Source organism: Vibrio sp. G-C-1, assembly GCF_021728015.1.
GTDB lineage: Bacteria > Pseudomonadota > Gammaproteobacteria > Enterobacterales > Vibrionaceae > Vibrio > Vibrio splendidus.
On the sequence record NZ_JAKKCR010000001.1, the window covers coordinates 28,995 to 41,513 of the forward strand.

At 45.7% G+C, this 12,519-nt stretch carries 11 protein-coding genes; 6 read left to right on the forward strand and 5 right to left on the reverse strand.

Translation table 11 applies throughout. The features are described 5' to 3' along the window. Window positions 1-21 precede the first annotated feature (21 nt). Both L3V36_RS00120 and L3V36_RS00125 read right to left on the reverse strand, forming a co-directional pair. On the reverse strand, window positions 22-1,764 hold the full coding sequence (locus L3V36_RS00120; RefSeq protein WP_208773947.1) for an amidohydrolase: 1,743 nt from the start codon (window positions 1,762-1,764) through the stop codon (window positions 22-24). A 125-nt stretch (window positions 1,765-1,889) separates the two neighbouring features. Then, window positions 1,890-2,066 carry a hypothetical protein gene (locus L3V36_RS00125; RefSeq protein ID WP_019826761.1) on the reverse strand — a complete coding sequence of 59 codons (177 nt, stop codon included), beginning with the start codon at window positions 2,064-2,066 and terminating at the stop codon, window positions 1,890-1,892. 154 nt (window positions 2,067-2,220) lie between these two features. On the opposite strand from L3V36_RS00125, the gene L3V36_RS00130 reads away from it, so the two are divergent. Then, the gene (locus L3V36_RS00130) at window positions 2,221-3,081 is read left to right on the forward strand and encodes an AraC family transcriptional regulator (protein ID WP_208773949.1); all 861 of its coding nucleotides are present in this window, start codon (window positions 2,221-2,223) and stop codon (window positions 3,079-3,081) included. Between the two features lie 150 nt (window positions 3,082-3,231). Beyond that, window positions 3,232-3,762 (forward strand): lipocalin family protein, encoded by a 531-nt coding sequence (locus L3V36_RS00135; protein ID WP_102446112.1) that lies wholly within the window; start codon window positions 3,232-3,234, stop codon window positions 3,760-3,762. A 131-nt stretch (window positions 3,763-3,893) separates the two neighbouring features. On the opposite strand, the gene L3V36_RS00140 is transcribed toward L3V36_RS00135, so the two are convergent. Both L3V36_RS00140 and L3V36_RS00145 read right to left on the reverse strand, forming a co-directional pair. Further along, window positions 3,894-4,268: a hypothetical protein gene (locus L3V36_RS00140; RefSeq protein WP_017086126.1), complete on the reverse strand. Its 375-nt coding sequence runs from the start codon at window positions 4,266-4,268 to the stop codon at window positions 3,894-3,896. Window positions 4,269-4,362: 94 nt separating this feature from the next. Beyond that, window positions 4,363-4,668, reverse strand: coding sequence for a monooxygenase (locus L3V36_RS00145; protein ID WP_017089138.1), 306 nt, complete (start codon window positions 4,666-4,668; stop codon window positions 4,363-4,365). 156 nt (window positions 4,669-4,824) lie between these two features. On the opposite strand from L3V36_RS00145, the gene L3V36_RS00150 reads away from it, so the two are divergent. Beyond that, the gene (locus L3V36_RS00150) at window positions 4,825-5,736 is read left to right on the forward strand and encodes a LysR family transcriptional regulator (RefSeq protein WP_208773951.1); all 912 of its coding nucleotides are present in this window, start codon (window positions 4,825-4,827) and stop codon (window positions 5,734-5,736) included. Window positions 5,737-5,758: 22 nt separating this feature from the next. On the opposite strand, the gene L3V36_RS00155 is transcribed toward L3V36_RS00150, so the two are convergent. After that, on the reverse strand, window positions 5,759-6,373 hold the full coding sequence (locus tag L3V36_RS00155) for a TetR/AcrR family transcriptional regulator (protein ID WP_004736309.1): 615 nt from the start codon (window positions 6,371-6,373) through the stop codon (window positions 5,759-5,761). A 236-nt stretch (window positions 6,374-6,609) separates the two neighbouring features. Between L3V36_RS00155 and L3V36_RS00160 the strand changes: the two genes are divergently transcribed. The 3 genes from L3V36_RS00160 to cyoA all read left to right on the forward strand — a co-directional run bounded on the left by L3V36_RS00160 (window position 6,610) and on the right by cyoA (window position 12,516). Then, entirely contained in the window at window positions 6,610-7,725 is a 1,116-nt protein-coding gene (locus tag L3V36_RS00160) for an efflux RND transporter periplasmic adaptor subunit (protein ID WP_208773953.1), read from the forward strand. A gap of 8 nt (window positions 7,726-7,733) precedes the next feature. Continuing rightward, window positions 7,734-10,832 (forward strand): efflux RND transporter permease subunit, encoded by a 3,099-nt coding sequence (locus L3V36_RS00165; protein WP_208773954.1) that lies wholly within the window; start codon window positions 7,734-7,736, stop codon window positions 10,830-10,832. A gap of 787 nt (window positions 10,833-11,619) precedes the next feature. Beyond that, window positions 11,620-12,516 carry a ubiquinol oxidase subunit II gene (cyoA, locus tag L3V36_RS00170; protein WP_081324494.1) on the forward strand — a complete coding sequence of 299 codons (897 nt, stop codon included), beginning with the start codon at window positions 11,620-11,622 and terminating at the stop codon, window positions 12,514-12,516. Window positions 12,517-12,519: the final 3 nt, after the last annotated feature.

The following is a 12,519-nucleotide window of genomic DNA, read 5'->3' on the forward strand; positions in this document are numbered from 1 at the left end:
TGTTTTTAAATCCGACATGTTCTAATCGTGCATGGTTGAGTTATAAACCACATTTCCTCGCAACACCGTCATCAACACCTGAGTTTTGGCTATTTGTCTTGCTGACACTGTGGTGATGTCTCGGTCGAGAATGGCGAAGTCCGCTGATTTTCCTACCTCAATAGATCCAGTAATGTCGTCGATGCCCAAGCTAGAAGCGGCATTAATCGTGTAAGCGTCGATAGCCGTGTAGATATCAGTTAGGCCCGTTTTACCCATGATTAAACTGTTGGCGATGCCGACTAAAGGGTTGATGTCGTGTACGTTCCAATCACTGCTTAAGGTGATATTCGCGTCGGTCTTGAGAATCGCGTCGAGGTTCATCATGGCTTTAGCACGGCGAGCACCAAGGAAAGCTTCGGCCCATTGGTGTTGGTGCCTTGCAACGTAATCAGAGCCGACTTGGAAATCTGCGGTCACGTCTAATTGGCGAAAACGTGGCACATCTTCATCATTGATTAATTCGACATGGGTTAGGGTGTAGGGCTTGGTTGAACCTTGTTTGCGAATGCTTTCTATCGCATCAAGCGATTCACGAACGGCACCATCACCAATGGCATGAATGTGCGCACTAAATCCGATTTTTTCGAGCGCAGTTAGCCACTCTTTCATTTGTTCTGGCGGAATATAGTTCAAGCCATTAGGAGACAGGGGTAGATAGGTATCTAAGTAGGGTGCGAGCGTTTTGGCGGTGCCATTGATAAAGATGCCGTCGCTGTACATTTTAACCTGATCGACAAGTAACAGACGGCTTTTATCGTCGGAATACATCTTTTCAAAGACTTCTAATTGAGAAGGCATTGCCATCGATGGGTACACCCAAGGGCGTAGCGAGACACGCGCCGTTAAGTCTTGATTTTGCTCGGCCTCTAGCCAAACGTCATACCAACCTCGTTTCCAATACATGCGGCCGTCGCCAATGGTAGTGATGCCGTGGGCTGCCGCTTCCTCAAGTCCGAACATTAACCCTTGGTAGCTTTGCTCAAACAGCTCGCTTTGGCTGTTCCAAGCCATCTCCATCACTTGATCGCCAGCATTGTCTAATAAGATGCCGTTAAGTTTTCCGCTATCAGAATCTTTTAAATAGGCGCCGCCTTGTGGGTCTGGAGATTGTTGGCTGATTCGGGCGATTTTCAGAGCCTTTGAGTTGACCCACATTGAGTGTGAAGTCTGCTCCATGATCACCACAGGGCGATCCGGGAAGATACTGTCGATGATCTCTAGTGGGGTGTAGTCAGAGTCGCTGTCGAGCGTCGCTTCCAAAGAAAAACCATAACCCATTAGCCAACCTCTGCCATCGGTATCAGCATTGATCTTACACGCTTCTAGGTAGGGAATTTGTTCTTCTAATGTTGCTTCTGAGTCGAGTCCACAATTGCCACCCAGCTCTGAGGCGGCTTCAAACACATGGTTATGATTATCAATGAACCCCGGCAAAACAAAGGCATTCTCCAAGTCGATGACATCGGTACTCTGACCTTGAAAAGATTGCGCCTGAGCGTGGTCACCGATGAAGATGATCTTGCCTTTATGGGTAACGATCGAGTCTGACTCGCGATGCCCATATATGTCGGCATTGGTAAAAATCTGGTCAGCACTTTGGCTTTGAACTGCTGTTTGCGCTTGGACAACGGTGTTGGCTTGTGCAAGAACCGGAGCTACGGCCGTTAAGCTTGCGAGTAATGCTACCCATGCAGTGCGTGACAGAGCGAGCTTGTTATTCATTATTATGTCTTCCATGTTCCACTGTTTAATAAGTATAGAAAGCGAGTGGCAAGTGTGAAACTCTACATGAATGACAAATAAAAACCGCGATTAATCAATGAATTGTGGTTTGAATAAGCCTTTCATTACGACTCTTGTCTTAGGCTATTACGCAGATCTTTCTTATATTCGTCATAAGAGTTATAGCCATAGAATTTCCAGGTGTGGTCACCTTTAATATTGTGACTGTAGGTGATCTCGCCGATCCACTGTTGACGTGTGGCAAGAATCATATCGCGAATTTTTAATAATAAAGTGTCCATAGTTGCTCTCCTGATTAAGTTCACTTGCAGTATATTTATCGGAGACGAAGAGAAGAGTACCGTCAGCGCAATGTTCAATACTTTTCAGTCAATGTGCTGATTTGGGTGGTTTGTTACGTATACTTTCAATATTAAAAGGTCATTGAGTATCGTAATGAAAGGTTACTTGGAAAAAGTGCCACAACGAGTTGGCATGTCTTGGCGCTATAAGAAAATTGTCGAGAACAGTAAAAGCTATGGTTGGCACCGACATGAAGAGTACGAGATAGCGATACATCGTCACTTTGCTGGCCATAGTTTTATTGGGCACCATCAAAGCGATGTGTCTCATAATCACATGATTTTGGTTGGGCCGGACTTGCCTCATGCTATTTATTCTGAAGAGAGCGCAGACGACTCGCGAATATGTGAAACGCACGTAATTTGGTTTCGTAAAGACTGGATAGAGCCGTTGATAGACAGCTGTCGAGAGCTCGAACCGTTGCGTGCTTTGCTGGAAGATTCAAAGAAAGGATTGCAGTTCTCTCCCAGTTCGGCGGAGAAGGCAACGGAATTGTTAGATAGGGTGATGGAGAAACCGCCACACCAACAGTTACTCACCTTATTCTCATTGTTTTCGGTGTTACTTGATGACGAAGAGGTGGTGCAGTTGATTAACCCGATCTTTAAGGCCTGCGAAGGTGATGAGATCAGCGATAAGCTAAATAAGGTCGAAGCCTTCTTAATGAATCACTTCATTCAAGATATCTCGGTTAACGATTTAGCCAGTCACCTATATATCAGTGAAAGTAGCGTTAGGCGCTTGTTTCAAAAACATTATAAAGAGAGCTTCAGTCAACGGCTTAAAAAAATCAGGTTGAATGTCGCGTGCGACTTGCTGATTAATACGTCATTGCCTGTCAGTTTGATCTTGGAGAAAGTGGGATACGACAACCAAGCTAACTTCAATCGTCAGTTTAAATCCTATAAACAGGTGACACCGACTCAATATCGAATAGCAATGAAACGCCATTGATTCATTCGCAGACTAAACGATTCACATAAGATTCTGAATAAATTACAGTTAAGTGAACTATAAAAATGGATTTAACGTATTACCAAGGATGTAAGTTTATGTTTTCAAGAGACTTACTCGCATTACTAATAAAAACAAGTCGAGGTTAGGATGAAAAAAATATTATTGCTGCTTAGCGTGATCTTATTGGGTGGTTGTGTCGGCATGCCCGAAACGGTTAAGCCCGTTCAACAGTTCGAGTTGGATAGATACTTAGGGAAATGGTACGAAGTGGCTCGTTTGGATCACTCGTTTGAGCGTGGCTTAGACAACATTAGCGCTGAGTACAGCTTGCGTGATGATGGCGGCGTGAAGGTGATTAACCGTGGCTATTCGGCTGAAGAAGGTGAATGGAACGAAGCGGAAGGCAAAGCGTATTTTGTTGAAGGTTCTGAACAAGGCTATTTGAAAGTGTCTTTCTTTGGCCCTTTCTACGGCGCTTATGTGGTGTTTGAATTGGACAAAGAGGGATACCAATATGCGTTTGTTTCTGGCCCAGACACCGATTACTTATGGCTGCTTTCAAGAACACCTGAGGTTGCACCAGAGGTCATGGAGAAATTCAAAGCGATGTCAAAAGAGCGCGGTTTCAATACTGACGAGTTGATTTTTGTGGAGCATGACAATAAGCCTAGTTCTTGATAAGAGTTCTAATGCTTAGCGCTTGAGAGCAGTTACATTTGATTGAAGAAAGGCACCGATGAGCAATTCACCGGTGCCTTTTTGTTTGGCTTTGTTCTTTGTGCTTGCTAGCTCGTTAAGTAAGTAAATAACTAACGTTGTCGACGAACCTGCAAAACACTGAGTACCGATAGTGAAATGAAGAACGCAGGGTCGCTCCAGCCAAAGCCAACAAAGATTCCTGTAAACGCTGCATACAGTGTGATGATAGCGCCAAGCATATTCGTAACCACCAAACCTTGGATGAGCTTTTTAGCGGATACGCCGGGTTCAATGTCTCGTAATAACCAGCTTATCGCGGCAATACCACCAAGGAAGATGCTGGTGTGCTGAGAGAGAAAATAAGCGTACTTATCATTAATTTCTACGCCGTACATGGGCCACATTACCGTTGGGATAAAAAACAGTGCGATGGCAAACCCTGCGTAAATAATGCCGTGTAGGCTAAGAAAAGTTTTGTTGTTCATTACGTATCTCTCTATTTATTACTTAGCGACTTAGCGACTTAGCGACTTAGCTATTCAGTATCTTTGTTGTCATTCAGCGAATGAACAAGTTTGATTAACCGTTGATTGGGCCTTTATTAATGGTAGTTAATGGCTGATTGACGTCAAATATCACCCCACGCACTTCCGCTACGCCCATCTCTTTTAAGCGAGCAGCGTGCATCGCCAGATAGGTTTCAGCACTCAGCTGATCTTCAAATAAGTAGACGCCGCCACCCAGTTTTTCAGCTTCGTTTTCTGTCCAGATTTTCCAGATCATACCCGGTTCGTTGTTAATAGACTTTGCTAGGTCAACGAGTGCGTTCGACATCTCTTCACCAAATGGGCCGCTAAATTCAAAATCGACTTGTAATAATTTCATGGTTATTTCTCCAAACAGTTACTTGGTATTGCGCTGAGACTCATGGTCATTTCGCAAAACATAGGAGGCTTGATTGCCTGTTGAAATAGATAATACCTGTAAAAAACAGACAGAAAAGTTCATAATATAGCCATTAACTGTCAGGATTTTAGACCTATGAGATTGAAGACCACCCTAGACCAATGGCAAACGCTTTACGAGATTGACCGCGCAGGCAGCATTCAGGCGGCGGCAGTGCAATTGAATAAGAGCCATACCACGCTGATTTATGCTTTGAGAAAATTGGAGGACCAATTAGGCGTGACTTTAGTGCAGGTTGAAGGTCGCAGGGCGGTATTGTCGGAGGATGGGAAATCACTGTTGCGCCGTGCAAGCAGTATGTTGGAACAAGCTCGCGAGCTAGAGTTGATCAGTGAACAGCTGGCGAAAGGCGTCGAATCTGAAATCGTGGTCGCCGTGGATCATTTGTGCTGCCTTGAACGCCTTTATCAACCGATGGCTGCATTTTTGGCGGAGAACAACACCACATCGATACAAGTGATTGAAACGTCACTGTCTAAAACAACGGAAATGGTGACTCAAGAACTGGCTGATGTGGCTATCATCAACTTGCCTATTACTAATTACTCAGCCGAAGCCTTTGGTTTTACGATGATGGAGCCAGTAGTTGCTAGCTCACATCCGTTAGCAAGTGCCGTTTCAGTGTCGTTGAATCAACTGTCGTCTTTGCCACAAATTGTGGTGAGGGATTTAGGTACACGATCTAATCAAGGCACTAAAAGCCAAGGCAACAAACAGGATGTGGGCTGGTTGAAGTCGAGTCAGCGCATTACGGTGGATAATTTCGACCATGCCTTTGGCGCGGTGGAGCAGGGAGTTGGGTATTGTCGACTACCAAAGCACATTGTGGAAAGTCGAGGAAGTGACAAGCTAATGGTGTTGAATGTCGAAAATGGCAGTGGGTATCACGTTCCGCTGCACCTGACTTTACCAAAAGGAGCCAAGACAGGCCCTGCTGCTAAACGTTTCTATGAGTTACTTCTTGAGTCAGCTGCTCCTGCTAACTAACCCTCATTCAGTTGGGCTCAAACTAGCGAGGCTGATTGCCGTTTAAGAACAGCGCGACACATTCGCGAGTGTAGTGAAGTCTTTCTTCTTCAGATTCTCCGCTATCGTGTCCGAAGAATCCCCAATACGCCGATTTGCCGTGAAACATCAGCAACAGTTGGCGTGCTGCAATGACTGGTGAGCTTGATGTCGACAGTGTGAGATCACCAGAGTCTATTTTCGACTGCAAATAATCAGCAAGTAATTTGGTGGTTTTCTGAGGCCCAGTTTCTAAATAGATAGAGGCGATCTCTGGATGCGTATTCGCTTGGCTAATGGCATTTTGAAAGGTTTGTCTAGATTGTTCATCAAGTAATAAATCCTGAAACTTCACACCAAACTTCACCAACTCATCACCCACCGCAGCATCCATATCAAAGGCAGCAGGACTGAGTTCTCGCTCCGCACACTTGGTTTGCATGCAGGTTTCGAAAAGTTCGTCTTTGTTTTTAAAGTGAGAGTAGACCGTTTGCTTGGAAACGTTCGCTGCTTTGGCTATCTGATCCATATTGATCTTGAAGCCATGTTCAGAAAAAAGTTGGCTGGCTGCGGTTAAGATCTGCGATCTCTTCTGTTCACTCTTGATGATTTTAGTCACGTGCTTGCTTCTCGTTACTTAGTGTTGTCTCGTTACCTAGTTTGTCTCTTTGCTTGGTGCCTGTTGGTGCTCAGTTCTATGTGTCTCGTTTTACGCTAAGCATTATGCTTTTTGTGATGGTTTTATCAATCATTAACGATGAAACTTATTTTTAACACAATCAAACTAGACAGTCTAGTTTGATTTGGTTAGTCTAAAAAAAGAACATAATTGAGTACCGCATAGGAACAGTACGTATGTATAAATTGATGAAGGGAAGCGCAGTGGCAGTGGCGTTGTCGGCTTTTCTTGTTGGATGTGGCGAAAAGGAACAAGCCCAAGAGTCGGTTGATTCAACCGCTGAAACGGCATCGAGCGTCCAAACCATTTTAACCGTGGAAACGATGGCCTTGGCGCTCTCTTCCTCTTATGCAGTGCAGCGTGAATATGTCGGTGTGGTTAAGGCGGGTCAGCAGGCTAGTTTAGGTTTCGAACTAGCGGGCAAAGTAAACGAGATTCTGGTGGATGTCGGTGACACAGTCACAACGGGTCAGCCGTTGATCAGACTGGATACCCAACTTTTGGAAACCGAGTCTAGCCAACTGAAAGCGCAGGCTGAAGAAGTCAAAGCTCAATTGAGTTTGGTGGCAGCGAACCTTAAACGTCAACGTTCATTGAAAGCGAAAGGCTTCAGTGCCGAAGCTGAGATTGATTCGTTAACCAGTGAGCAACGCGTATTGCAGGCGAACTTGCTGCGTATTGATGCCTCGGTAAAAGGCAATCAATTGAAGCTGGTGAAATCGACAGTTCGTGCGCCATATTCAGGGACCATCGCAACACGCTTTGTCTCGCTTGGAGATGTGGTGAATGTAGGGAATCCAACCCTGACACTGCTTGCCTCTGAAGGTAAAGAGGCCTTCATCGGTATTCCTGCCCATCAAATGCAAAAAGTGACTTCGCTTTCTTCGCCAAGTATTCGCGTCGGGCGAGATGAATTCGCTGTGAGTCTGTTGAATCCGGGCGCAATGGTCGACACACAGTCTCGCAGTGTCGGTTTACGTTACTTGTTTCCTGAACAATCGTCGGTGTTAGAAGGGCAACTTGCCTATCTGAAATTTGATGAGCAGATTGATGACCAAGGCTACTGGGTGCCATTAACGGGTTTGATTGACGGCCTACGCGGTGTGTGGAACATCTTTGTGATTGGTGAAGACAACAAAGTTGAGCGCCGAAGTGTTCAAGTGTTGTTTGCCAACAATCAACAAGCGTACGTGAGTGGGGCGATTGAAGACGGTGAACAAGTGATTGCCAGTGGCTTACATCGTTTAGTTCCCGGACAAACCGTGAAGCCAGCAAGCGTTACTGCTGAATAGGAAATAGCATGAAAATCATAGAGACTATTTCCAACACTCGACTGCTTATCTTAATGACCGCACTGCTGATGGTGAGTGGTATTTCTGCGTTCATGACGTTGCCGCGTGCAGAAGATCCGGTGATCATCAACCGTTACGCGAACATTACTACCAGTTTCCCCGGCGCCAGTGCCGAGCGTGTTGAAACCTTGGTAACAGAAGTTATCGAGAACAAGCTGCGTGAGCTGAGTGAAGTTAAACTCGTGAGCTCAACCTCAAGGCCGGGCGTGTCTATTGTCACCTTAGAATTGAATGACACCATCACCGAGCCTGAGCCAGTTTGGTCTCAAGCTCGCGACAAGTTATCTGACATCGAATCCATTTTGCCTGCGGGCTCTCATTCTCCCGATCTCGATAGCGACCATACCTATGCTTTCACAACCATCGCATCTCTAACCTGGTCTGGTGCAGGCGAGCCTGACCGATTAACGCTGGGTCGTTATGCCAAAGAACTCGCTAAGCGACTAAGAACTTTGTCGGGTACCGAGTTCGTTGATGAATATGGGATGCCACAAGAAGAGATTCAAATCAGTTTGCGTACTGCCGATGCAGCGGCGTTAGGGCGCTCAAGTGCCAATATTGCTGAGTCGCTCGAAGGGGCAGACGCCAAGAACTCCGCCGGCGAGTTAGTGAGTGCTTATTCTCGCTTTGGCTTAGAGATTAAGTCTGAGCTTGATTCCATTGAACGTATTAAACAGGTGCCAATAGCCACCGACAGCAACGGTCACATCATCCGCATGGAAGACATTGCTTCTGTGAAACGTGGTGAGAAAACCCCACAAGACCAGATTGCCATTATTGATGGTGAGCCGGGTGTGATTGTCGCGGCAAGAATGCATCCTGATCTGCGAGTCGACAACTGGACGTCGCGAGCTAATGCTCTGATTGGTAAATTTGAGCAAGAGTTACCAAGTAACGTTAAGGTGACGGTGCTCTTTAATCAGCAAGGTTATACCGAAACTCGCTTAGACGATTTAGGCAAAAGCTTGATGATCGGTTTCGGTCTGATTTTGATTGTGTTGTTTGTCACTTTAGGCGTGCGTGCCGCGATCTTAGTCGCCATTTCTCTGCCGTTAACCTCATTATTGACTCTGTCGATCATGAAAATGACTGGTGTGCCGATTAACCAAATGTCGGTGACAGGCCTAATTGTGGCGCTCGGGATCATGGTTGATAACGCGGTGGTGATGGTCGATACCATTCAAGCTTATCGTTTGAAAGGGCAACAGCGCGCTGAAGCGACCATGAATGCATTGAAGCATTTATGGGTGCCGTTATTAGGCTCAACCTTAACTACCGTGTTGGCGTTTGCCCCGATTATCTTGATGCCGGGTGCATCAGGTGAGTTCGTGGGGGGAATTGCGATTACCGTTTCTTTCTCATTGATCGGCTCTTACATTATCTCGCACACCTTAATCGCAGGATTGGCGACCAAGCTACTGCCGAAACAACTCAGTGACGTTGATAAGAAAGGCCAGCACCATTGGTACATGACAGGCTTAAGAATTCCTGCTTTAACACGTTGGTTCTCGTCTTCTGTTCGCTTTGGTGTCACGCATCCAATCATCACGATTGCTTTGGTGTTATTGGTACCGTTTACCGGTTACTGGAGTATGTCTCAGCTGACAGAGCAATTCTTCCCGCCATCAGACCGAGACATGTTTGAGATTCAGGTTTACATGCCGCCGCAAGCGAGCATTTACGCCACCAAAAACACCTCTGAAAAAATAGATGACATCATTCATCGTTACCCTGAAGTGGAACGCATTGATTGGCTAGTGGGCGCAAACTTCCCATCCTTCTATTACAACCTGCAAGCAAGGCAAAATAACGCGCCGTACTTCTCGCAAGCCATGGTGAAAACAGAGAACTTTGACCAAGCCAATGCGCTAATTCCACAGTTGCAAAAGGTGTTGGATGAAGAAGTGCCGGAAGCACAAATCTTGGTACGTAAGCTTAACCAAGGGCCTCCATTTACCGCGCCCGTTGAACTGCGAGTGTATGGTGAAAACCTCGATACGTTGAAAGCGATTGGTGAGGATGTGCGATTGATTTTGGCGGGTGTTCCTCATGTGACGCACACAAGGGAAACGCTGCAACCGGGTACGCCGAAGGTGTGGTTGAAGGTCGATGAAGATACCGCGAAACTCAACGGTATTTCATTGAACCAGTTCGCAGGTATGCTGCAAACTACGTTGACAGGTCGTGAAAGTGGCTCTGTGATTGAAGGCAGTGAGTCGGTACCAATCCGTGTTCGTGTGGCAGATGAGGCGCGTGAAAACTTAGCGCATCTGAGTAATATTCGCTTGCCAATCAGTTCTGATGTTTACTCGACGGGGATTAATGTTTCAACTCTGGCTGAGCTGGAATTGACGACCAGTCGCGGCGCGATTACCCGTCGTAACGGGCAGCGTGTGAATACCATTGAGGGCTACATTGAAGCGGGTGTTTTACCTCAAACTGTGCTCAATGAATTCCAAAAACGCCTAGAAAACTATCAGATGCCATCAGGCTACACGATTGGTTTTGGTGGTGAATCTGCTGAACGAGATAATTCAGTCAACAGTCTCATCTCGAATGTCGCAGTCGTTGTCGTATTGATGGTTTTGGTGGTGGTGATGTCGTTCAACTCGTTCCGAATGAGTAGCATCATCTTCATGGTAGCAGGATTGGCTGGTGGACTAGGGCTGTTGTCGGTGTGGATTTTCGGTTATCCATTTGGCTTTACGGTGATCATCGCCATGCTCGGGATTGCGGGCTTAGCGATTAACGCTGCCATTGTCATTCTGACCGAATTGAAGCTAGACAAGGAGGCTTCCTCTGGGAATGTTGATGCAGTCGTTGATGCTGTTATGTCGTGTACTCGACATATCAGTTCGACCACAATCACAACTGTTGGTGGCTTCATGCCGTTGATCATCGCGGGTGGTGGCTTCTGGCCTCCTTTTGCGGTCGCTATTGTGGGCGGTACCGTATTAACCACGCTTATTTCGTTTTACTTTGTGCCGGTGGTTTATCATTTAATGACTAAAAATCAGCGAAAAACCATCGCTACTCAAGCTGCATAACTGTTTTTCAATTTAACGCATCTTTAATTTAACTACTCTTCAATTTAGCTACTCTTTAATTGCCCATAATCGAGCCGTATCAGGCTCGATTATGGTGTTGTTATTCTCGATAAATTCATCCCAATTCCTACCTTTTTGTTGTGCTTTTCACCGTTATTACGCCCTCAATTAGTCAAATTCTCCTTTCTGTTAGCCACAATATTCTTTCTGTTAGTCATTATATTCTTTCAATTCGTCACATCAGTGCATCGATGAATGCTTGATTATCTTTTTGGTGAATGTGTGTGGGTTTTGAATAATCTAACCAGTGAATACCTTGTAAATGGTATGTGAATTCACAATTTTGACGGGCGTCACACTTCTATTTATTCGCTCTTTCTAATGTACCTTGAACTTGCCCCGAGCTTTAGTGGTGAGTGAGTGTTTATCTACTTTTTCTAAATCCCTTGTCAGCACTGGCTCTATCCGTGTAGCACGCAATTGATGTGTGTCTTAATCGCTTACTGCTTCTTAGTTTTCGTCTTCATAAATGGAAGGTTAGTTTCCAAGTTTGTTTGGTGAGCTTTCAATTTCAACTCTTCATAATGCGCCAAATGTAACAATGCATTTCAAAGTGTAACAATTAAGTCATGTTTTCTGTGTGGTTTTAACCCAGCAGTAACGAACCTTACTTGCATTGCTTTTTGAGATGCGGCGTTTCACATGCTCAACACATAAATATTCTAATGACCATGACAACCAGTACTCGGGCGTTCGTTCTGAGGCTGGATAACCATCGAGAAAGTTAATGGAAGCTTCAAGATATAAACGCATTTTATCGAGAGCAAATCTGTCGAGGATTGGTTTGGTGGGAACCGTCCTGATGCTCGAAGGATGTAACTCCGCATTGCTCGACCCAAAAGGTAGCGTTGGCGTTCAGGAAAAGGAGCTGATTATTACGGCTCTGTTGCTGATGCTGATCGTCGTCATCCCCGTGATTCTGATGACCATCTACTTTGCCTATAGATACCGCGAAAGTAATACCACAGAAGAGTATGCACCTGACTGGGCGCACTCAACCAAGATCGAAGTGGTGGTATGGACGATTCCAATCATCATCATCGCGATTCTAGCCACCATCACTTGGCGAACAACACACGAATTAGAGCCATCAAAGCCTCTGGTGAGTGACGTTAAGCCTATGGTGATCGAAGTGGTCTCTCTGGACTGGAAGTGGCTGTTCATCTATCCGGAGCAAAACATTGCGACGGTTAACTATGTTGCGTTCCCGAAAGATGTACCGGTGACGTTTAAGCTAACTTCAGACAACATCATGAACGCGTTCTTTATCCCGCGTCTTGGTTCGCAGATCTACGCGATGCCAGGAATGGTGACTAAGCTGAATTTGATCGCGAACCACGAAGGTGACTTCAAGGGTTTTGCATCGAACTACAGTGGTAAAGGGTTCTCTCAAATGAAATTCACCGCATCAGCCATGCCTGATCAAGTGGCGTTTTTAAACTGGGTGGAGAAAGTGAAAGCAAGTCCTGATCGTATTGAAGATTGGGAGCAGTTCCGTTCATTGGCCGCGCCAAGTGTGGCTGAACCTGTGACTCTGTTTTCTAGTATCCCACCATTTTTATTCACTGATGTCGTGACCCAGCACCCTGGTTCAATGAACTGTTTGCCGGAAACCCAAGGATAATCG

Bases quoted from the DNA above. Each gene is read 5' to 3' on its own strand.
- L3V36_RS00120 (WP_208773947.1), bottom strand. From the start codon at position 1,764: ATGAATAACAAGCTCGCTCTGTCACGCACTGCATGGGTAGCATTACTC.
- cyoA (WP_081324494.1), top strand. From the start codon at position 11,620: ATGGAAGCTTCAAGATATAAACGCATTTTATCGAGAGCAAATCTGTCG.
- L3V36_RS00135 (WP_102446112.1), top strand. From the start codon at position 3,232: ATGAAAAAAATATTATTGCTGCTTAGCGTGATCTTATTGGGTGGTTGT.
- L3V36_RS00160 (WP_208773953.1), top strand. From the start codon at position 6,610: ATGTATAAATTGATGAAGGGAAGCGCAGTGGCAGTGGCGTTGTCGGCT.
- L3V36_RS00140 (WP_017086126.1), bottom strand. From the start codon at position 4,268: ATGAACAACAAAACTTTTCTTAGCCTACACGGCATTATTTACGCAGGG.
- L3V36_RS00150 (WP_208773951.1), top strand. From the start codon at position 4,825: ATGAGATTGAAGACCACCCTAGACCAATGGCAAACGCTTTACGAGATT.
- L3V36_RS00145 (WP_017089138.1), bottom strand. From the start codon at position 4,668: ATGAAATTATTACAAGTCGATTTTGAATTTAGCGGCCCATTTGGTGAA.
- L3V36_RS00125 (WP_019826761.1), bottom strand. From the start codon at position 2,066: ATGGACACTTTATTATTAAAAATTCGCGATATGATTCTTGCCACACGT.
- L3V36_RS00130 (WP_208773949.1), top strand. From the start codon at position 2,221: ATGAAAGGTTACTTGGAAAAAGTGCCACAACGAGTTGGCATGTCTTGG.
- L3V36_RS00165 (WP_208773954.1), top strand. From the start codon at position 7,734: ATGAAAATCATAGAGACTATTTCCAACACTCGACTGCTTATCTTAATG.